The organism is Pseudomonas sp. ABFPK, assembly GCF_001586765.1.
Lineage (GTDB): Bacteria > Pseudomonadota > Gammaproteobacteria > Pseudomonadales > Pseudomonadaceae > Aquipseudomonas > Aquipseudomonas asiatica.
In genome coordinates this window covers 40,682-64,259 of the sequence record NZ_LQXW01000089.1, presented here as the reverse complement: position 1 = coordinate 64,259, position 23,578 = coordinate 40,682, and the positions used below count along the sequence as shown (strand labels likewise).

General features: G+C 65.3%; 3 protein-coding genes. 2 read left to right on the top strand and 1 reads right to left on the bottom strand.

Annotated features, from left to right (window positions below):
- Position 1 precedes the first annotated feature (1 nt).
- Complete coding sequence (locus WM94_RS27910; protein WP_061552651.1) at positions 2-12,328, top strand: non-ribosomal peptide synthetase; 12,327 nt, start codon at positions 2-4, stop codon at positions 12,326-12,328.
- A gap of 28 nt (positions 12,329-12,356) precedes the next feature.
- Complete coding sequence (locus WM94_RS27905; RefSeq protein ID WP_371264054.1) at positions 12,357-20,909, top strand: amino acid adenylation domain-containing protein; 8,553 nt, start codon at positions 12,357-12,359, stop codon at positions 20,907-20,909.
- A 209-nt stretch (positions 20,910-21,118) separates the two neighbouring features.
- Here the strand turns inward: WM94_RS27905 and WM94_RS27900 are convergent, their stop codons facing one another.
- Positions 21,119-23,578 (bottom strand): TonB-dependent receptor, encoded by a 2,460-nt coding sequence (locus tag WM94_RS27900; protein WP_061552650.1) that lies wholly within the window; start codon positions 23,576-23,578, stop codon positions 21,119-21,121.

The following is a 23,578-nucleotide window of genomic DNA, read 5'->3' as shown; positions in this document are numbered from 1 at the left end:
CATGGAACTCACTGCCGCACAACGCATCGCCCAACGTTTCGTTGGCCTCCCCGTGGAGCAACGCCAGCAGATCCTGGAAAAGATGCAGGCCACCGGGCAGAGCTTCCGCCTGCTGCCCATCGTGCCCGCGCGCCAGGGCCTGGCGCGTATTCCGCTGTCGTACGCCCAGCAACGCCTGCTGTTTCTCTGGCAGCTGGAGCCCGACAGCCCGGCCTACAACGTGCCGATGGCGGTACGCCTGAAGGGCGCGCTGGACCAGGCGGTGCTGCAGCAGGCGCTGGATGCGCTGGTGCAACGCCACGAGTCGCTGCGCACGCGCTTCGCCTCGGAGGAGGGCGAGTTCTACCAGGAAATCCTCGAGCACTGCCCGCTGGCGCTGGAATTGCTGATGCTCGACGGTGCCGCCGATGAGACAGCGCTGAGCGTGGCCGTGGACGCCGCCCTCAAGCAGCCCTTCGACCTGCTGAGCGGCCCGCTGCTGAGGGTGACCCTGCTGCGCGTGGCCGCCGATCACCACGTGCTGGCAGTGAGCATGCACCACATCATCTCGGACGGCTGGTCCAGCGATGTGCTGGTGCAGGAATTCATCCAGCTGTACAGCGCCCTGGCCGAAGGTCGGCAGGCCGAGTTGCCGGTTTTGCCGATCCAGTACGCCGACTACGCCATCTGGCAGCGCGCCTGGCTCGAGGCCGGTGAAGCGCAGCGCCAATTGGCCTACTGGCAGGCCCAGTTGGGCAGCGAGCAGCCGGTGCTGAGCCTGCCGCTGGACTTCGAGCGCCCGGCAATACCCAGCCAGCGTGGCGCGGTGGTGCGTGTGGATATCGGCGCCGCACAGGCCGAGGCCCTGCGTAGCCAGGCGCGCAAGGGTGGCCACACGTTGTTCGTGCTGGTACTGGCAGCCATGGCGGTGGTGCTGTCGCGCTACAGCGGCCAGGCCGACATCCGCATCGGTGCGCCGAACGCCGGGCGCAACCGCAAGGAGCTGGAAGGCCTGATCGGCTTCTTCATCAACACCCAGGTGCTGCGCGTGCAGGTGGACGAGCGCGCCACCTTCGCCGCGCTGCTGGAGCAGGTCAAAGACGTGATCGGCGGCGCCCAGTCGCACCAGGAACTGCCGTTCGAGCACCTGGTCGATGCCTTGCTGCCCGAGCGCAACCTGGCCCACAACCCGCTGTTCCAGTTCAAGATCAACCAGCACGTGGCCGCCAGCGATGCAGGGCGCAAGCGCCTGGGCGCGCTGGAGGTGGAAGGCTTTGCCCGTGACGGCGGTGATGCCCGCTTCGACCTGGCGTTCGACTTCTCCGACAAGGCCGACGGCATCGAAGGCTACTTCACCTACGCCACCGACCTGTTCGAGCAGGCCACCATCGAACGCATGGCCGCTTCGCTGCGCCAGGTGCTGGATGCGCTGATCAGTGACCCGCAGCAGGCAATCGTCGACAGCCCGCAAGTGGCGACGCTGCTGCCGGCGGCCACGCAGGCCTACCCGCACGGCGACTTCCTCGCTTTGTGGCGCCAGGCAATGGCGCAAGGCCAGGCCCACGGCGGTGTGCGTGCCGGTGACCGGTTCATGACCCAGGCCGGGCTGGAGGCGGCGTCCAACCGCCTGGCCGACTACCTGCGTCAGCACGGCGTCGGTGCCGGCAGCATCGTCGCCCTGTGCCTGCCGCGCTCCATCGAGTGGGTCGGCGCCTTGCTCGCGGTGCTCAAGACCGGCGCCGCCTACCTGCCGCTGGACACCCAGCAGCCGCCGGAGCGCCTGCAACAACTGATTGCCGACAGTGGCGCCGCCGTACTGCTGCATGAGCCGGGTGACCGGCGCTTCGCCGGCCTGGACGGTGTGCAGCTGATTGCCTGCGATCACACCGCCTGGGCAACCTGCAGCGACAGCCCGGTCGAGATGGCCATCGCCGCCGAACAACCGGCCTATCTGATCTACACCTCGGGCTCGACCGGCCAGCCGAAAGGCGTGGTGGTCAGCCACGGGGCGCTGGCCAGTTACACCCAGGCGGTGCTGGAGCGCCTGCAACTGCCGGCCGCAGCGAGCATGGCGATGGTGTCCACCACCGCGGCCGACCTGGGCCACACCGTGCTGTTCGGTGCCCTGGCCTCGGGCCGCCTGCTGCACCTGTTGCCACAGGAACTTGCGTTCGACCCGGATGGCTTCGCCAGCTACATGGCGCAGCACCAGGTCGGCGTGCTCAAACTGGTGCCGAGCCACCTGCAAGGTTTGCTGCAAGCGGCCCGCGCCGCCGATGTGCTGCCCACCGAGGCGTTGATCCTGGGTGGTGAGGCATGCAGCTGGGGCCTGTTGGAAAAAATCCGCGAACTGCGCCCGGCCTGCCGGGTCATCAACCACTATGGCCCGACCGAAACCACTGTCGGCGTGCTCACCTTCGAGCCGGGGCTGCCGCTGCCAGGTTGCCGCACGGTGCCGGTCGGGCGCCCGCTGGGCAATGGCTGCGCCCAGGTGCTGGACGGCTACCTCAACCCGTTGGCGGCGCAGGTGCCCGGTGAGCTTTACCTGGGCGGGCAAGGCGTCGCCCAGGGCTACCTGGGCCAGCCCGCATTGACCGCCGAACGCTTCGTGCCGACCGAGGGTGGTGCCCGCCTGTACCGCACCGGCGACCGCGCGCGGCTGACTGCCGATGGCCTGGTCGAGTTCATCGGCCGTGCCGACGACCAGGTGAAGATCCGTGGCTATCGCGTGGAGCCAGGTGAAGTCGGCCGGGTGCTGGCCGGCCTGCCTGGTATCAACGAGGCCGTGGTACTGGCCTTGCCACTGGAGGGCGATGCCGAGCGCTTGCAGCTGGTGGCCTACGGGGTGGCAGACGCAGGCGTGACCGTGCAGCAACTGCAGGCGCAATTGCAGGCACGCCTGCCGGACTACCTGGTGCCGGCGCAGATACTGCTGCTGGAGCGCCTGCCACTGACCGCCAATGGCAAGCTCGACAAGCGTGCCTTGCCGGCACCGGGCGCGGTCAGCCGTGGCTATGTGGCGTCACAAGGCGATATCGAGGAGAAACTGGCCGCAGTGTGGGCCGATGTGCTCAAGCTGGAGCAGGTCGGCAGCACCGACAACTTCTTCGAACTGGGCGGCGACTCGATCCTCAGCCTGCAGATCATCGCCCGGGCCAAACGCCAGGGCATCCGGATCACCCCCAAGCAGTTGTTCGAACAACAGACCATCGCCCAGCTGGCCCAGGTAGCCAAGCGCATCGAGGCCAAGCAAGCGGTTGCGCCCGCAGCCGTGGACACCGCCACCAGCGGCGAGTTGGCATTGCTGCCGGCCCAGGCGCGTTTCTTCGAGATGGAGATCACCCAGCCGGCGCATTGGAACCAGTCGGTGCTGCTCAAGCCGGCCGGCCCGGTGCAGGTGCAACACCTGGAGGCAGCCCTGCGCGCCGTGGTCGAGCAGCACGATGCCCTGCGCCTGCGCTTCAGCCGTGGCGAAAGCCAGTGGCAGGCGCGCTTCCAGCCGCTGGACAATGCACCACTGCTGCACCAGCGCAACCTGGCAGTACTGAGTGAACTGGACGCCGCCGGCAACCAGGTGCAGGCCAGCCTGAACTTGCAGCACGGGCCGCTGCTGCGTGCCGAACTGTTCGATTTCGCCGATGGCCAGCAGCGCCTGCTGCTGGTGGTCCATCACCTGGTGGTCGACGGTGTGTCGTGGCGGGTGTTGCTGGAAGACCTGCAAGCGGCCTACCGGCAATTGCTGAACGGCCAGGCCGTGAGCCTGCCCGCCAAGACCACCTCGGTGAAGGCCTGGGCCGAGCGCCTGGCCAGCCATGCCGGCAGCCCCGCATTGCAAGCACAGCGCGACTACTGGCTGCAGGCGCTGGCCGGCGACCACGCCGAACTGCCGCGTGACAACCCGCTGGGCAGCCTGGCCAACACCCATGCCCGTACCGCCGCCACACGGCTGGATGCCGAGCGCACCGCCAAGCTGCTGAAACAGGCCCCGGCGGCCTATCGCACGCAGATCAACGACCTGCTGCTGACCGCGCTGGCGCGCACCCTGTGCCAGTGGAGCTCACAGGACAACGTGCAGGTACTGCTGGAGGGCCATGGCCGCGAAGACCTGTTCGACGACCTCGACCTCAGCCGCACCGTGGGCTGGTTCACCAGCCTGTTCCCGGTGCGCCTCACACCCGGCCAGGACCTTGGCCAGTCGATCAAGGCGATCAAGGAACAACTGCGCGGCGTGCCGGACAAAGGCCTCGGCTACGGCCTGCTGCGCTACTTCGGCGATGCTGAAGTGCGTGAACAGCTCGAGCGTGCCGCCCAGGCCCGTGTCACCTTCAACTACCTGGGCCAGTTCGATGCCAGCTTCGATGCCGAGGCCGGCGCCCTGTTCACCCCGAGCGGGGAAAGCGCAGGCCGTACCCAATGTGCCGGCGCACAACTGGGCAACTGGCTGAGCATCACCGGCCAGGTGTACGGCGGCGAGCTGTTCCTGGAGTGGACCTACAGCGCTGACGTTCATCACCCGGCCACCATCGAGAAGCTGGCCCAGGCCTACGGGCAGGCCTTGGCAGAGCTGGTCGAGCACTGCTGCGATGCGCGGCACCAGGGCGTGACGCCGTCGGACTTCCCGCTGGCCGCGCTGACCCAGGCGCAACTGGACAGCCTGCCGCTGGAGGCCGGGCAGATCGCCGATGTGTACCCGCTGTCACCCATGCAGCAGGGCATGTTGTTCCACACCCTTTACGACCAGCAGGCCGGCAACTACATCAACCAGCTGCGCGTGGATGTGGAGGGGCTGGATGTGCAGCGGTTCCGCCAGGCGTGGCAGGCCACGCTCGATGCCCACGACATCCTGCGCAGCGGTTTCGTCTTGCAAGGCGAACTGGAGCAGGCCGTACAGGTGGTACGCAAGGCCGTCGAATTGCCGTGCAGCGAGCATGACTGGCGTGGCCAGCCGGCGTTGGAGCAGGCATTGCAGGCCCTGGCCGAGGGTGAGCGCCAGCGCGGTTTCGACCTTGCTGCCGCGCCGCTGCTGCGCCTGGTACTGGTACGCACGGGCGATACCCGCCACCACCTGATCTACACCAACCACCACATCCTGATGGACGGCTGGAGCACCTCGCGCCTGTTGGGCGAAGTGCTCCAGCGCTATGCCGGCCTGGCGCCGCAGGCCCAGGCCACGCACTACCGCGACTACATCGCCTGGCTGCAGGGCCAGGACGCGGCCGTTGCCGAAGCCTTCTGGAAAGCCCAGCTTGCGGCCCTGGACGAGCCGACCCGCCTGGCCCAGGCCATCGCCGGCAGTGCAGGCACAAGCGGTAGCGGCCATGGCGACCACCGCCTGGCCTTCGACCCTGAGCAGACCGCACGCATCGAAGCCTTCGCCCGGGCCAACCGGGTCACGGTCAACACCCTGGTGCAATCGGCCTGGCTGCTGCTGTTGCAGCGCTGCACCGGCCAGGCCAGCGTGTGCTTCGGCGCCACTGTCGCCGGCCGCCCGGCAGACCTGCCGGGGGTGGAAGAACAGATCGGCCTGTTCATCAACACCTTGCCGGTGATCGGTGCCCCGCGTGCCGAGCAGACCGTGGCCGAGTGGATCGGCCAGGTGCAGGCCGGCAACCTGGCCGTGCGCGAGTTCGAGCACACCCCGCTGTACGACGTGCAGCGCTGGGCGGGGCAGGGCGGTGACGCCTTGTTCGACAGCATCCTGGTGTTCGAGAACTACCCGGTGGCCGAGGCGCTGCAACAGGGCGCGCCCGGTGGCCTGCGCTTCGGCGATGTGGCCGTGCAGGAGCAGACCAACTACCCGCTGACCCTGGTGGTGGAACTGGGCACCACGCTGTCGATGCAGTACAGCCACGACCGTGCGCTGTGGAGCGACGAGAGCATTGGCCGCCTGGCTGGCTACTTTGCCAACCTGCTGCAGGCGCTGGTGGAGAATGCAGACGCGGTGATTGGCGAGCTGCCAATGCTGGGCCTGCCAGAACAGCGACAGATGGTCGAAGGCTGGAACGAAACCCAGGCGACGTACCCGGACGAGCGCAGCATTCACCAGCTGATCGAGGCGCAGGTGTTCGCCACCCCGGATGCCCCGGCGCTGGCCTTTGGCGAGCAGACCCTGAGCTATGCCGAGCTCAACCGCCGTAGCAACCAGCTGGCGCACAAGCTGCGCGAGCAGGGCGTGGGCCCGGATGTGCTGGTGGGCATCGCCATGGAGCGCGGCCTGGAGATGGTCGTCGGCCTGCTGGGTATCGTGAAGGCCGGCGGCGCGTATGTGCCTCTGGATCCTGAGTATCCACATGACCGTCTGAGCTACATGTTCGAGGACAGCGGCATCGCCTTGCTGCTGACCCAGTCGCACCTGCACGAAGCCCTGCCGATCCCGGCCGGCCTGCGCAGCCTGGACCTGGACACCGAGAACTTCGACGGCTACAGCGATGCCAACCCGGATGTCGACGTGGCCCCGCTGAACCTCGCCTACCTGATCTACACCTCCGGCTCCACCGGTCGCCCGAAAGGTGCTGGCAACAGCCATCAGGCGCTGGTCAACCGGCTGTGCTGGATGCAGAAGGCCTACAGGCTGGACGCCAGCGACAGCGTGCTGCAGAAAACCCCGTTCAGCTTCGACGTGTCGGTGTGGGAGTTCTTCTGGCCGCTGATGACCGGCGCACGCCTGGTCATGGCCCAGCCCGGCGCACACCGCGACCCGCAGTTGCTGGTCGAAACCATCAACCACCACGGCATCAGCACGCTGCACTTCGTGCCGTCGATGCTGCAGGCGTTCATGACCCACGAAGCGGTCGAAAGCTGCGTCAGCCTCAAGCGCGTGGTGTGCAGCGGTGAAGCGTTGCCGGCCGAACTGGCCCGCCAGGCCCTGCAACGCCTGCCGGCGGCGGGCCTGTACAACCTGTACGGCCCGACCGAAGCGGCGATCGACGTGACCCACTGGACCTGCCAGCCGGACGAAAGCATCAGCGTGCCGATCGGCCAGCCGATCGACAACCTCAAGACCCATATCCTCGAAGGCAGCCTGCAACCGGCGGTGCGCGGCAGTGCCGGCGAGCTGTACCTCGGTGGTGTCGGCCTGGCCCGTGGTTACTACCAACGCCCGGCGCTGACCGCCGAACGCTTCGTGCCGGACCCGTTCAGCGACAACGGCGGGCGCCTGTACCGCACCGGCGACCTGGCGCGCTACCGCGCCGATGGCGTGATCGACTACGCCGGGCGCATCGACCACCAGGTGAAGATCCGCGGCCTGCGCATCGAGCTGGGCGAGATTGAGGCGCGTCTATTGGAGCTGCCGAGTGTGCAGGAAGCCGTGGTGCTGGCCCAGGACGGGCCAAGCGGCAAGCAGCTGGTGGGCTATGTGGTGCCCGCCGACAGTACGCAAGACGAAGGCGCATTGCGCGACAGCCTGCGCGAGGCGCTCAAGGCCGGTTTGCCGGATTACATGGTGCCGGCGCACCTGCTGCTGCTCGGCAAGCTGCCGGTGACGCCGAACGGCAAGCTGGACCGCAAGGCCCTGCCGCAGCCGGATGTCAGCCAGTCGCAGGGCGAGTACATCGCGCCGCAGAGTGATCTGGAACAGCAGATCGCGGCGATCTGGGCGGATGTGCTGAAGCTGGAGAAGGTCGGCCTGACCGATAACTTCTTCGAACTGGGCGGCGATTCGATCATCTCGTTGCAGGTGGTCAGCCGTGCGCGCCAGGTGGATATCCAGTTCACGCCCAAGGACCTGTTCGAGGCCCAGACGGTGCAGGCACTGGCCCGGCTCGCCAACCGCGGCGGCAGTGTATCGATCGATCAGGGTGCGGTAACGGGCGTGACGCCGCTCACGCCGATCCAGCACTGGTTCTTCGAGCAGCCCGTTGTCGTGCGCCATCACTGGAACCAGTCGGTGCTGCTCACGCCGGGTGAAACGCTGGACCCGGCGACGCTCGATGCGGCATTGCAGGCATTGCTCGAACATCACGATGCCCTGCGTTTGCGCGTGTTCGGCCATGGGGTGGGCTGGCAGGCTGAATTTGCCGATGCGGGCTACTCCCAGTTGCTGTGGCATCGCGATTTCGCCAGCGTCGAGCAGTTGCAGCAAGCCGCCACTGAAGCCCAGCGCAGCCTTGACCTCGAGCACGGGCCGTTGATGCGTGCCATGCTCGCTGCGCTGCCTGACGGTAGCCAGCGACTGCTTTTGGTCATCCATCACCTGGCGGTAGACGGTGTGTCGTGGCGTGTGCTGCTGGAAGACCTGCAGCAGGCCTACCAGACCCTTGCTGCCGGGCAGCCACTGCAGCTTCCGGCCAAGACCACTTCGTACAAAGCCTGGGCCGAGCGTTTGCAAACCTATGCCGCCGCGCCCGCATTGCAACAGCAACTGGGCTACTGGCAGGGGCAGTTGCAAGGGGCCAGCGAAATGCTGCCCTGCGACAACCCGCAAGGCAGCCGGCAACTGAAGCATGCGGCTTCGGTCAGCACGCGCCTCGACGTGGCAAGCACCCGACGGCTGTTGCAGGATTGCTCGGTGGCTTATCGCACGCAGATCATGGACCTGCTGCTGACGGCCCTGGCGCAAGCAGTTGGCCGCTGGAGCGGCCAGCCCGAAGTGCTGGTGCGCCTGGAAGGGCATGGCCGTGAAGACCTGTTCGCGGGTATCGACCTGACGCGTACGGTGGGCTGGTTCACCAGCCTGTACCCGGTAAAGCTGAGCCCGCAGGCAGACCTGGCAAGTTCGATCAAGACCATCAAGGAACAGCTGCGCGCCGTGCCTGACAAAGGCCTGGGCTATGGCGTGCTGCGCTACCTCGGTGATGCCGCGAGCCGCGAGGCCCTTGCAGCATTGCCTGAAGGCCAGATCGTCTTCAACTACCTCGGGCAGTTCGACGGCAGCTTCGATGGCGAAGCAGGTCTGTTCACCCCCGCCATGGAGAACGATGGCGCCAGGCAGGATGCCGAAGCACCGTTGGCCAGCCTGTTGACCGTCAACGGTCAGGTATATGGCGGCGAGCTACGCCTGGAGTGGACCTTCAGCCAGGACATTCATTGCCGCGAAACCATCGAGCTGCTGGCGCAGGCTTACCAGCAGGTCTTGGCTGAAATAATCGAGCATTGCTGTGAGGGTGGACATCGCGGCCTGACCCCGTCCGACTTCCCGTTGGCCGACCTGACCCAGGCGCAGCTCGACCAGCTGCCGGTTGCCGTGTCGCAGATCGCCGACGTCTACCCGCTGTCGCCGATGCAGCAGGGCATGCTGTTCCACAGCATCTACGAGCAAGGCAGCGGCAACTACATCAACCAGATGCGCGTGGATGTGGATGGCCTGGATGTACAAGCCTTCCGGCAGGCCTGGGATGCTGCCTTGCAGACCCACGAAATCCTGCGCAGCAGCTTCATCTGGCAGGGGGACCTGGGCCAGGCGGTGCAGGTCGTGCGCAAGCAGGTGACACTGCCGTTCAGCGAATATGACTGGCGTACCGAGGATGAGCTGGCGCGGGCGCTGGACAGCCTGGCGGATGCCGACCGGCAGCGTGGCTTCGACCTGGTCGAGGCACCCTTGTTGCGCCTGGCGCTGGTGCGTACGGCGCAGGCACGTCACCACCTGATCTTCACCTGCCATCACATCCTGATGGATGGCTGGAGCACCTCGCAGTTGCTGGGTGAGGTGTTGCAGCGTCATGCCGGTAAACCTGTGGTGGCAGCGGCGGGCAGCTACCGTGACTACATCGCCTGGTTGCAGCGCCAGGATGGGGCGGCGGCAGAACGGTTCTGGCAGGGCCAGATGGCCAGCTTCAACGAGCCGACGCGCCTGGCCCAGGCCGTGCGCAATGGTGAGCCTGATGGCCATGGCCATCACGTTCATCACCAGGTATTCGATGCAGGGCGTACCGAGCGGGTCGAAGCCTTTGCCCGTGCCCAGCGTGTCACCGTCAACACCTTGGTACAGGCTACCTGGCTGTTGCTGTTGCAGCGCTATACCGGGCAGTCGTCGGTCTGCTTCGGGGCCACGGTCGCCGGCCGGCCAGCGGAGCTGGCGGGCGTGGAGGCGCAGATTGGCTTGTTCATCAACACCCTGCCGGTGGTGGGAACACCGCAAGGCGAACAGAGCGTCGCGCAATGGATCGGGCAGGTGCAGGCCAGCAACCTGGCCATGCGTGAATACGAACATACGCCGCTGTACGATGTGCAGCGCTGGGCCGGGCTTGGCGGTGAAGCCCTGTTCGACAGCCTGGTGGTGTTCGAAAGTTACCCGGTGTCCGAGGCCCTTCGGCAGGGTGCACCGAGTGGCTTGCAGTTTGGCCCAGTGCAGGTGCGCGAGCAGACCAACTATCCGCTGACCGTGCTGGTGAGCCTTGGCGACAGCCTGGCTATCCAGTACCGGCATGACCGTGCGCACTGGAGCAGCGAGGCGATCGAGCAGTTGGCCCATCACTTCGGAACGCTGCTTGACGCCCTGGTGAGTGACCCGTGTGCTGCACTCGGCGACCTGCCGCTGCTCGATACCGCGCAGCATCAGCGTATCGTGCAGGAATGGAACCGCACGGCGGCCAGTTACCCGGCCGACCGCTGTATCCATCAGCTGTTCGAGGCGCAGGTGGTTGCTGCGCCAGGTGCAGTGGCACTTATCCACGGCGAGCAGACGCTCACGTATGCCGCGCTCAATGTACGGGCCAACCAGCTTGCCCACAAACTGCGCGAGGCTGGCGTGGGCCCGGAGGTGCTGGTAGGTGTCGCCATGGAGCGTGGCCTGGACATGGTGGTCGCGCTGATGGCCATTCTCAAGGCGGGCGGCGCTTACGTGCCGCTCGATCCTGGCTACCCGCAGGACCGCCTGGTGTACATGCTCGAAGACAGCCAGTCGATCCTGCTGCTGTCGCAGTCGCACCTGCTGGAGCGTGTGCCGGCCAGCTTCCAGGCGCGCACGCTGCTGGTGGACCAATTGCTGCTCGACGGCTACGAAGCGGCCGACCCGGTGTGCGTGAGCACGCCGGACAACCTGGCGTACTGCATCTACACCTCAGGCTCCACCGGCAAACCCAAGGGCGTCCAGATCGAGCATCGCAATGCCGTGGCAATGATCGGCTGGGCGCAGTCGGTGTACAGCCAGCAGGACCTGTGCGGCGTGTTGGCGTCCACATCGATCTGTTTCGACCTGTCGGTCTGGGAGCTGTTCGTGACCCTGGGCTCGGGTGGCTATGCGGTACTGGCGGCCAATGCCCTGGAGCTGCCGCACCTGCCGGCCAAAGACCAGGTACGCCTGGTCAACACGGTGCCATCGGCCATCAAGGTGCTGCATGAAACCGGCCAGCTGCCGTCCGGTGTACGCATCATCAACCTGGCGGGGGAGGCCCTCAAGCAGGGGCTGGTCGACGCGCTGTACGGCACTGGCCATGTGCTCAAGGTGTACGACCTGTACGGGCCTTCGGAGGACACCACCTACTCGACCTTCACCCTGCGCACCCAAGGTGGCCAGGCCAATATCGGCCGGCCGCTTTCCAACAGTGCCGTGTACCTGTTGAGCGAGGACGGAACGCCGCTGCCGGTAGGGGTGGTGGGGGAGCTGTACATGGCGGGTGCGGGCCTGGCGCGTGGTTACCTGGCGCGCCCTGTGCTTACCGCCGAACGCTTCATCCCCGACCCGTTCGGTGGGCAGGGTGGCCGGCTGTATCGCACCGGCGACCTGGCGCGCTATGACGCCGACGGGGTCATCGAATATGCCGGGCGTATCGACCATCAGGTGAAGATTCGCGGCTTCCGTATCGAACTCGGCGAGATCGAGGCGCGCCTGCAACAACAGGACGCAGTCCGCGAAGCCGTGGTACTGGCACTGGATGCGCCGGGCGGCAAGCAACTGCTGGGCTACGTGGTGCCAGCCGATGCAGCGTCGGTTGCCAGCAAGGAAGCCCGGGCGGCGTTGCTTGACACCCTTCGCGCCAGGCTGAAGGCCAGCCTGCCGGACTACATGGTGCCCGCGCACCTGTTGCTGTTGGAACGCCTGCCACTGACACCGAACGGCAAGCTGGACCGCAAGGCCTTGCCACAGCCTGACGGCAACCCGCGCCGGGCGGCCCATGTGGCGCCGGAAACGGAGCTGGAGCGGCGGATCGCAGCGGTATGGGCTGAAGTTCTTGGCCTGGAAAACGTATCTCTTACCGACAACTTCTTCGAGCTGGGGGGCCACTCCTTGCTGGCAACCCAGGCGGTAGCACGACTGCAGATCGAACTGGGTACGAACCTGCCACTCGCGTTGTTGTTCCAGACAGAGAACCTGAAGGCCTTTGCACAAGAGGTCGGCAGTCTCGGTACCCGAAACGACGGAGACCTGGATGAGCTCCAGGACTTCATGGCAGAGCTCGAGGCGGTTTGAGATGCACATGGACAACAGAAACGCAGACCTGGTTTATCGCTTTATCCGTCTGCCCCTGGCGCAGCAGAAGCTGTTTCTCGAAAAACTGGCGTCCAAGGGCGTCACGCTCGCGCAACTGCCCATCCCGGTGGCCAGGCACGATGTCGAACGCCCTGTGCTGTCCTATGCCCAGCAACGCCAGTGGTTTCTCTGGCAGCTGGAGCCCACCGGCTCGGCCTACAACATTCCGACCGCGCTCAGGTTCAGGGGGCAGCTCGACCTGGCAGCCCTGCAGCGCAGCTTCGCGACGCTGATCCAGCGTCATGAAGCCTTGCGCACGACCATTGCCGAGGAAGATGGCCAGCTGATGCAGGTCATCCACCCGAACCAGCCTTTCCAGCTGGCCCGCCAGGCCTTGGGGGCCGTGGAGGAGCATGTTCTGCAGGCGCAGGTCGCGCTTGAGGTCCAGCAGCCGTTCGATCTGGTCCATGGGCCGCTGCTGCGGGTGAAACTGCTGGAACTGGCGCAGGACGAGCACGTGCTGGTGCTCACCTTGCACCATATCGTCGCCGATGGCTGGTCGATGCCCTTGCTCATCGATGAGTTGGTGCAGCTTTATGAGGGCTATAGCCAAGGTCGGGAGGTGGCGCTGGCCGAACTGCCGATCCAGTACGCCGATTATGCGATCTGGCAGCGTGCCTGGATGGACGCCGGCGAGCGTGAGCGTCAGCTGGCGTACTGGATGGCGCAGCTGGGCGACGACCACCCGGTGCTGGAACTGACCACCGACAGGCCACGCCCGGCGCTGCAAAGCTACCGCGGTGAGCGGATCGACGTTGACCTGGGCGAAGCGTTGAGCCAGTCACTCAAACAGCTGGCGCAGCACCAGGGGGCGACACCCTTCATGCTGCTGCTGGCGAGTTTCCAGGTACTGTTGCACCGCTACTCTGGGCAGGCCGATGTGCGCGTGGGCGTGCCCATCGCCAACCGTAACCGCGTAGAGACCGAGCGGCTGATCGGCTTTTTCGTCAATACCCAGGTGATGCGTGCCGAGTTCGATACGCAGCTGACCTTCACCGAGCTGTTGGCGCAAGTGCGGCAACGAGCCTTGGGCGCGCAGGTGCATCAGGACCTGCCATTCGAACAGCTGGTCGATGCCTTGCAGCCTGAACGCAGCCTGAGCCACAGCCCGTTGTTCCAGGTGATGTACAACCACCAGACCCGGGGCAAGGGCGAGCGCCGCAGCTTGCCCGGCCTGGAGGTGGAGAGCCTGCAATGGAACGTGCACGCGGCGCAGTTCGACCTCACGCTGGACAGCTTCGAACATGAGCTGGGCATCAGCGCCACGCTGACCTTTGCAACCGACCTGTTCGATGCCTCGACCATACAGCAGATGGCGCGGCACTGGCTGAACCTGCTACAGGGCATCGTCGGCAACCCAGGCCAGCGAGTGGCTGAGCTGCCATTGCTGGATGACGGGGAGCGGCAGCAGATCGTGCATGGCTGGAATGCCACGCAAACCGATTACCCAGGCGAAACCAGCATCCACCAGCTGGTCGAAGCCCAGGTACTCGCCACCCCGGATGCCCCGGCGCTGACCTTTGGCCAGCAGACCCTGAGCTATGCCGAGCTCAACCGCCGTAGCAACCGGCTGGCGCACAAGCTGCGCGAGCAGGGCGTGGGGCCGGATGTGCTGGTGGGCATCGCCATGGAGCGCAGCCTGGAGATGGTCATCGGTTTGCTCGGCATCGTGAAGGCCGGCGGCGCCTATGTGCCGCTGGACCCGGAATACCCCCAGGATCGCCTGAGCTACATGTTCGAGGACAGCGGCATCGCCTTGCTGCTGACCCAGTCGCACCTGCATGAAGCCCTGCCGATCCCGGCCGGCCTGCGCAGCCTGGACCTGGACACCGAGAACTTCGATGGCTACAGCGATGCCAACCCGAACATCGACGTGGCCCCGCTGAACCTCGCCTACGTGATCTACACCTCCGGCTCCACTGGTCGCCCGAAGGGCGCTGGCAACAGCCATCAGGCGCTGGTCAACCGCCTGTGCTGGATGCAGAAGGCCTACGGGCTGGACGCCAGCGACAGCGTGCTGCAGAAAACCCCGTTCAGCTTCGACGTGTCGGTGTGGGAGTTCTTCTGGCCGCTGATGACCGGCGCGCGCCTGGTCATGGCCCAGCCCGGCGCACACCGCGACCCGCAGCTGCTGGTCGAAACCATCAACCACCACGGCATCAGCACGCTGCACTTCGTGCCGTCGATGCTGCAGGCGTTCATGACCCATGAAGCGGTCGAAAGCTGCGTCAGCCTCAAGCGCGTGGTGTGCAGCGGTGAAGCGTTGCCGGCCGAACTGGCCCGCCAGACCCTGCAACGCCTGCCGGCGGCGGGCCTGTACAACCTGTACGGCCCGACCGAAGCGGCGATCGACGTGACCCACTGGACCTGCCAGCCGGACGAAAGCATCAGCGTGCCGATCGGCCAGCCGATCGACAACCTCAAGACCCACATCCTCGAAGGCAGCCTGCAACCGGCGGTGCGCGGCAGTGCCGGCGAGCTGTACCTCGGTGGTGTCGGCCTGGCCCGTGGTTACCACCAACGCCCGGCGCTGACCGCCGAACGCTTCGTGCCGGACCCGTTCAGCGACAGCGGCGGGCGCCTGTACCGCACCGGCGACCTGGCGCGCTACCGCGCCGATGGGGTGATCGACTACGCCGGGCGCATCGACCACCAGGTGAAGATCCGCGGCCTGCGCATCGAGCTGGGCGAGATCGAGGCGCGTCTATTGGAGCTGCCGAGTGTGCAGGAAGCCGTGGTGCTGGCCCAGGACGGGCCAAGCGGCAAGCAGCTGGTGGGTTATGTGGTGCCTGCCGACAGCACGCAAGACGAAGGCGCATTGCGCGATAGCCTGCGCGAGGCGCTCAAGGCCGGTTTGCCGGATTACATGGTGCCGGCGCACCTGCTGCTGCTCGGCAAGCTGCCGGTGACGCCGAACGGCAAGTTGGACCGCAAGGCCCTGCCGCAGCCGGATGCCAGCCAGTTGCAGAGCGAGTACGTTGCGCCGCGGAGCGATCTGGAACAGCAGATCGCGGCGATCTGGGCGGATGTGTTGAAGCTGGAAAAGGTGGGCCTGACCGACAACTTCTTCGAACTGGGCGGCGATTCGATCATCTCGTTGCAGGTGGTCAGCCGTGCGCGCCAGGTGGATATCCAGTTCACGCCCAAGGAGTTGCTGCAGCATCAGACCGTGCAGGGGCTGGCCTCGGTTGCCCGGCGCAGCGAAGCACAAGCGCTGGAGCAGGGCGTGGTCACCGGGCCTCTGCCACTTGTTCCGGTGCAGCACTGGTTCTTCGAGCAAGCGCTTGTAGCACGTGACCACTGGAACCAGTCGGTGTTGCTCGAGCCCGGTGAGGCACTGGATGCGCAGCTGTTGAGCATGGCGCTGGGCAACCTGCATGCCCATCACGACCTGCTGCGGCTCAATGCCTGGCAGAGTGCCGGGCGCTGGCAGGCCACGATCGGCGCGCCGGTATCGACCGAGCTGCTGTGGGTACGCGAATGCGTTGATGCCGAGGCGCTGGAACGCTTGGCCGATCAGGCCCAGCGCAGCCTGAACCTGGCTCAGGGGCCGCTGTTGCGCGCCGTGCTGGCAACGCTGGCAGACGGCAGCCAGCGGCTGCTGCTGATCATTCATCATCTGGTGGTCGATGGCGTGTCATGGCGGATCCTGCTGGAAGACCTGCAACAGGCCTACCAGGCGCTTGCCCTCGGCCAGCCGTTGAAGTTGCCGGCCAAGACCAGCGCGTTCAAGGTCTGGGCCGAACAGCTGCAGGCCTATGCCAGCAGCCAGGCACTGCAACATGAACTGCACTACTGGCGTGATCAACTGCAAGGCGCCAGCGATGCTTTGCCTTGCGATCATCCCCAGGGCGAAAACCTGCAGAAGCATGCAACGTCGGTCAGCACTCGCCTGGACCCGCTCTGGACCCGCAAGCTGTTGCAGCAGGCACCGGCAGCCTATCGCACGCAGATCAACGACCTGTTGTTGACGGCATTGGCCCGTGTGGTCAGCCGTTGGACCGCGCAGCCGCGGGTACTGGTGCGCCTGGAAGGCCATGGCCGCGAGGAACTGTTCGACGGTATCGACCTGAGCCGCACGGTGGGTTGGTTCACCAGCATGTACCCGGTCAACCTCAGCCCTCAGCCCGAGCTGGCCAGCTCGATCAAGACCATCAAGGAGCAACTGCGCGCGGTGCCCCACAAGGGTCTTGGCTATGGTGTGCTGCGTTACCTGGGGGCTGGTGAAGCTCGGCAGACGTTGGCGGCGCTGGCCCAGGGGGCGATCATCTTCAACTACCTGGGGCAGTTCGATGGCAGCTTCGACCAGCAGGCGAGCCTGTTCAGACCGGCCAGCGAGAATGCCGGGCTGAACCAGGATGAGGATGCGCCATTGAGCAGCCTGCTGGCGCTCAATGGCCAGGTGTACGGCGGCGAGCTGACACTGGGCTGGACGTTCAGCCGTGAAGTCTTCGATACCTCGACCATCCAGCAACTGGCCGATGCCTATGCAGAAGAACTCAAGGCCTTGATCAACCATTGCTGCCAGGATGACACCCAAGGCCTCACGCCATCGGACTTCCCCTTGGCCCGTCTGAACCAGGCGCAACTGGACGACGTGCCGGTACCTGCTGCTCAGATTGCCGATATCTACCCGCTGTCGCCGATGCAACAGGGCATGCTGTTCCATACCCTGCAGGAGAGCGACGCCGCGCTGTACATCAACCAGACTGCGGTCGATGTGCACGGCCTGGACATAGACCGCTTCGTCGCGGCCTGGAACCAGGTGATCGCCAGCCACGACATCCTGCGCACGGTCTTCCTGTCATCGGCCCGGTGGGCGGAGCCCTTGCAGGTGGTTCAGCGTCAGGCCAGCCTGCCGCTGCGCGTGCTCGACTGGCGTGGGCGTGAGGTGACCAGCGACGCCTTGCAGGCGCTGGCAGCCGAAGAGGCCGCCGAAGGCTTCGACCTGGCGTGTGCCCCCCTGATGCGCCTGACACTGGTTCGAGTGGATGAGCAACGCCTGCACCTGATCTGGTCGCGCCACCACATCCTCATGGATGGCTGGAGCAATTCACGGTTGCTGGGCGAGGTGTTGCAGGTTTATCACGGCCGGCCCGCCAGCCATGCGGGGGGGCGCTTCGGTGACTACATCCGTTGGCTCGCCGAGCAGCCGATGGGCAAGCTGGAGCAGTTCTGGAGCGAGAAGCTGCGTGCCCTGGAGGGGCCGACGCTGTTGGCCGACAGTGTTGCACCGCAGGCGGACGGCAAGCTTGTCGGGCACCATGCGCTGTACCTGCATTGGGATGCGCAGCGCACGCAACACCTGCGTGACCAGGCCCGGCGCCTGAGGGTTACGCCCAATACCCTGGTCCAGGCCACCTGGCTGTTGCTGCTGCAACGCTACACCGGCCAGGCCAGCGTGTGCTTCGGCGCCACAGTGGCCGGGCGCCCCAGCAGCCTGGCCGGTGCAGGCGAGATGCTGGGGCTGTTCATCAACACGCTACCGGTGGTGCAGGCGCCGCAACCCCAGCACATTGTCAGCGACTGGCTGCACCAGCTGCAGCACTACAACCTGGAACTGCGCGACCACGAGCATGCAGCGCTGGCCGATGTGCAACGCTGGGCCGGGCGGCCAGGGCAGGCGCTGTTCGACAGCATTGTGGTGTTCGAGAACTACCCGGTTGACGACCGCCTGCGCGAGGGCGGCGGCGGAACGTTGCGCTTTGGCGAAGTACGTAACCGCGACGTCACCAACTATGCCATGGACCTGGCCGTGCAATTGGGCGAAACCTTTTCGGTAGAGTTCCTGTACCTGCGCAACCGCTTTACCGAAGCCGCTGTCGAGTGCCTGCGCGGCAGTTTCGAAAGCCTGCTGAGCGCCATGCTGGACAATCCCCAGGCCACGCTGGGCAGCCTGGGCATGCTGACGCCGGCGCAGGCAAGGCACGCCGACCTGCGCAACCAGCTTGCGGCACCTGGGCGCGAGCAGCCGCTGCTCGCCGAGCGTGTCGCCGGGCATGCCCGTGAGCGTGGCGAGGCCATGGCGGTAGTCTGCGGCGGCCAACAGTTGACCTATGCCCAGCTGGATGCGCGCGCCAACCGCCTTGCTCACCATCTGATCGCGCAGGGCGTGCGCCCGGAAAGCTGCGTGGGTATTGCCCTGGAGCGGTCGGTGGAGGTGATCGTGGCCTTCCTGGCGGTGATGAAGACCGGCGCAGCTTATGTGCCATTGGATATCGACTACCCACAAGAGCGCCTGCAGTGGATCGTCGAGGACTCGGCAATGCACCTGCTGGTCACCAGCAGTGGCTTGCGCCAGCGCTTTACCCAGGTAGCGCGGTGCGTCGAGCTCGACCAGCAAGCGCTGGACCATCTGCCTGCTACTGCACCTGAACAGCGCGCGTGCGCGGATAACCTGGCTTATCTGATCTACACGTCTGGTTCTACCGGCAAGCCCAAAGGTGTGGCGGTGAGCCACGGCCAGATTCGCATGCACTGCCAGGCCATAGTCGGGCTGTACGAGATGGACCTGCAGACCCGCGAGCTGCTGTTCATGTCGTTCGCCTTCGACGGGGCCCAGGAGCGCTGGCTGTCGACGTTGTCCTCGGGTGGTTGCCTGGTGGTGCGTGACAACCGGCTATGGACGGCAGAAGAAACCTGGCAGACCTTGCATGCCCAGCGTATCGATATCGCCTGCTTCCCGCCGGCCTACCTGCAACAGTTGGCCGAATTCGCCGATAGCCAGCAGCAGCCCGCGCCAGCGGTGCGGGTGTACTGCTTTGGCGGCGATGCGGTACCGGACGCCCTGTTCGAGCACGTCAAGCGCACGCTGCGTCCGCGCTGGTTGACCAACGGCTATGGGCCGACGGAAACCGTGGTTACGCCTTTGCTGTGGAAAGTGCCGGTGCAACGAACCTGTGAGGCTGTGTACGCGCCGATTGGTGACCGCGTGGGCGAGCGCACGCTGCACGTACTGGACCCGCACCTCAACCCGCTGCCCGATGGTGTGGCCGGTGAGCTTTACATCGGCGGAGAGGGCGTGGCGCGTGGCTATCACCAGCGGGCCGCACTCACGGCCGAGCGCTTCGTGGCCGACCCGTTTGCCCCGGGTGGCCGCCTGTACCGCACCGGTGACCGGGTGCGTCGCCGCGCCGATGGCGTCATCGACTTCCTCGGGCGCCTGGACAACCAGCTGAAGATTCGCGGATTCCGCATCGAACCGGGAGAAATCGAGGCACGCCTGCGCAACCTGGCTGGCGTGCGCGATGCCGTGGTGGTGGCGCGTGACATCAGCACGGGCAAGCAACTGATCGGTTACGTGGTGACGGACAATGCCGATACCCGCGCCGAGCAATTACGTGATGCCCTGCGCGCCGACCTGCCGGATCACATGGTGCCGGCACAGCTTGTACTGATGCCGGCGTTGCCGCTCACACCCAATGGCAAGATCGACCGCAATGGCCTGCCGGCACCCGAGTTTGCCGCAGGCCGGGCATGGGTTGCCCCGCGTAATGCAATCGAGCAGGCGCTGGCAGCGATCTGGCAGGAAGTGCTGCAAGTCGAGCAGGTCGGTGTCGATGACAACTTCTTCGAACTGGGTGGTGACTCGCTGCGCGTGCTGAAGATGCTGTCCAAGGTCCGTGCCCGTGAGGATTTGCCGATCGAACTGAAACTGCGTGATGTGATTGCCCGGCCGACCATCGCCGAGTTGTCGGGTTATGCCTCCGACGATGCCAGCCTGGACCCGCTGTTGTTGCTGAACAGCCGAGTGAGCGCGAGTACACCGCTGTTCTGCCTGCATGCCGGGTTTGGCACGGTGTTCGATTACGAGCCATTGGCGCGCCGGCTGGAAGGCCGTTGCACGGTTTATGGCCTGCAATGCCGGATGCTGCTGGATCACGCCTGGGTGGATGATTCGCTGGAAACGATGGCTATCGATTACGCACAGTACATTCGCCAGAAGCAACCCGAAGGCCCTTATCAGCTGGCAGGTTGGTCGCTGGGCGGCACCCTGGCGGTGTTGGTGGCCAAGGAGTTGGAAAGCCAGGGGCAGCGGGTTGCGGTGCTGGCCTTGGTGGACAGCTTCGTACCCTCGGCCAGGCAAGCCGTGCAGGAAAGTGACTGGAGCGCTGACCTGCGTGGCTTCCTGGCGGTGATTCTCGGGGTTTCGGCCGATGCACTGGTGCTGCCGGTCGTGCCGGTCGGCAGTACTCAGGATGCCCTGGAGCGCGTGATCGAAACGGCACGGGCCGCACAGGTTGCACAGTCGGCCTATGCCGAAATCGGCAACGCTGATCTGGCGCAGACCTTTGTCGTGGCCATGAAACTCAAGGCGCTTTCGCGTCAGTTGCGCCAGCTACCGTCTACCGAGGCAGCGGCAAGTTGCTGGTGGGCGGGGGAGGGCGCGCACGTGGGTGGCATCTCGGGTAGCTGCCAGGACATTGCTGTTGACGCCGGGCACTATGACATCCTTGAGCAGGTGGATGTCCTTGAGGGGGTGATTGCCAGGCTGTTGCTGGCAGATACGATCAGCCAGTAAACCTGCTCACTCTTTGCAGGAGCGGCCTTGTGTCGCGAAAGGGCCGCAACGCGGCCCCAGGGGCTCAGCAGTGATGCAGGAATTGCCGGGGCTGCCTTGCAGCCCTTTCGCGACACAAGGCAGCTCCTACAACGGACCGCCTACCGAAGCGAACACCATGCAGGCATGAAAAAGGCGACCTCCAGGGTCGCCTTTTTTCGTTCTGCTGATCAGAAATCGTAGCGCAGGTTCAGCGTCGCGTTTCTCGGCGCGCCATAGTGGCCATAGTTGCCGGCCAGGCCTGCGTAGTACTTCTTGTCGAACAGGTTGTCCACGTTCAGCGTGGCGGCCAGGTGCTCGCTGATCTTGTAGCGGGCCATCAGGCTGGCCACGGCGTAGTCTTCCTGGGTGATGCGCGTGTTGTAGCGGGTGGCCAGGGATTGCTGGGAGTTCCAGTTGACCCCACCACCAACAGTCAGGCGCTCCCATTCGCCGGGCAGGCGGTAGGTAGTCCACAGGCGGAATGTATCCAGCGGCAGTTGAGACGTCAGCCGAGCGCCATTGGCATCTTCCGTGCGGGAGTGGCTGTAACCGGTATGAACCTCAAGCCCGCGAGCCACTTCGCCGGACAGTTCAAGATCAATGCCCTTGGTTTCGGCGCCGCTGACCGCGCGGTAAGCGGTGGAGTTAGGCACGCCCGGTACGCTGAAACCGGTGTCTTCCTCTGCAAGGTTGTCGCGCTTGATGAGGTAGATCGCCGCGTTGGCGTTCAGGCGACCATCGTAGAACTCACCTTTCCAGCCCATTTCATAGTTCTGCCCGATCACAGGGTCCAGCACCTTGCCGGTACGGTCGCGGCTGGTCTGGGGCTTGAAGATATCGGTGTAGCTGGCGTACACCGACTGCTCATCGGTCAGGTCATAGATCAGGCCGGCGTACGGTGTTACCTCTCCGTGCTCCTTAAGTTGCGTGGGGTTGCCAGTGCCAGTGGTCAATACCACCTGGTTCGAGTCCGAACGGTAGTTGGTTGTACGGGCACCGAGAATCATGTGCAGGTCGTCGGTGAAGTTGAGCCGGGTGGCAATGAAGTAACCGGTCTGGCGGATGGTCAGGTCGTAGTCCAGCAGTGGCGAATAGTTGCCAGGTTGCGGTATGCGGTTGCCCCAGGTGTAGAAGTTGAATGTGGCTTCCCCAGCTTTGCCGGTGAAGTGGTTGTTCTCGTAATCCATGTAGTCGAAGCCGGTAACCAGTTCGTGGGTCTGGCCAAACAGCTCGAAAGGCCCCTGCAGCGTGATGTTCATGCCCCGCTGAACCTGGTGGGCATCGACTTGCAGCAGGTCGGACTTGGCGTTGCCGGTGGCTTGATCGAGGGTAGAGACCCCGGCACCGGTGCGATAGAACGCCGACAGCGAGTCGCGATCGACATCCATGTAGTTGCCGGCCATTTTCAACTGCCAACCATTGCCAAGCTCCTGGTCCAGGCCGAAGGAGTAGTTCTTGGTGGTGTAGTCTTCATACATCCAGCGCGGCCCGGAACTGGTCGAGCGGGAGAAGTTGGTGGGCTGGCCATTGCTGAAAAACAGCGGCACACCTGGCGCGCCATTGGCGTCGTAGGTCTGGTAGTCCATGCCGAAGCGCACGGTGGTGGTATCGGTCAGGTCTGCTTCGAGCACGCCGTAGACCAGGTCACGGTCCTGGCTGTACCAGTCCATGTAGCTCTGGTTGCTCTGCTTGGCGGCCACCAGGCGGCCACGCAGCTTGCCGCTTTCGATCAGCGGGCCGGACACGTCGGCCTCGGTGCGATAGTAGTCCCACGAGCCCACACCGGCCTGCACATACGACTGGAATTCTCGCGTGGGGCGCTTGCGTACCATGTTGACCACACCGTTGGGTTCGCCCGCACCGGTCATCAGGCCAGTGGCGCCGCGGACGATCTCGATGCGGTCGAACATGGCCATGTCCATCAGGGTGTTGGGCATGTTGCGCGTCAGGTAGTCCTGCGCGGTGTTCACGCCATCGAGCTGGTAGGTGCTGATTTCCGAGCCGCGCGAATAGATGTGAAAGCGCTCGCCACCGTCCTGGGACATGGTGATACCCGGGTTCTGCTTCAGCACGTCGGTAATGGTCGCCAGGTGCTGGTCGTCCATTTGCTGGCGGGTGATGACGCTGATGCTTTGCGGTGTTTCGCGTATCGACAGGTTCATGCGGGTGGCCGTGCTGGTCACGCCGGTAGTGTAGGAACCCGTGCCTTCGGTAGTGGCGCCCAGGCCCATGCTATTGACGTTGGTCGCCGAAAGCTCGACCTGGCCGTCCTTTGCGGCCGAACCCGCTGTTACCGTCACGGTGTTGCCGTCGATCTGATAACGCAGCCCGCTGCCGCCCAGCAGGATGCGCAGGGACGAAGCGAGGTCGTGGCGCCCTTTGAGTGCGGAGGAGCGCAGGCCACCGATATCTTCCGGGCTGTACAGCAACTGGGTATCGGTCTGCCTGGCCAGTGCCTGCAACGCCGAGTTCATCGACTGCGCGGGAATATCCAGTGTCCACTCCTGCGCCTGCACCTGGGCAACCATCGCAGCGGATATCGCCAGGCCCAGGCCGATGCGTGTGAACGCGCGCTGGGGACGAAGGGAATGACGGATCAGTAGTGCTTTGGCAAGCGGGTTGAGCGAGCCGGGGAGGGACTTGGACAT

Excerpts from the sequence above, each read along its gene's own strand:
- WM94_RS27910 (WP_061552651.1), top strand. The coding sequence starts at position 2 with ATGGAACTCACTGCCGCACAACGCATCGCCCAACGTTTCGTTGGCCTC.
- WM94_RS27900 (WP_061552650.1), bottom strand. The coding sequence starts at position 23,578 with ATGTCCAAGTCCCTCCCCGGCTCGCTCAACCCGCTTGCCAAAGCACTA.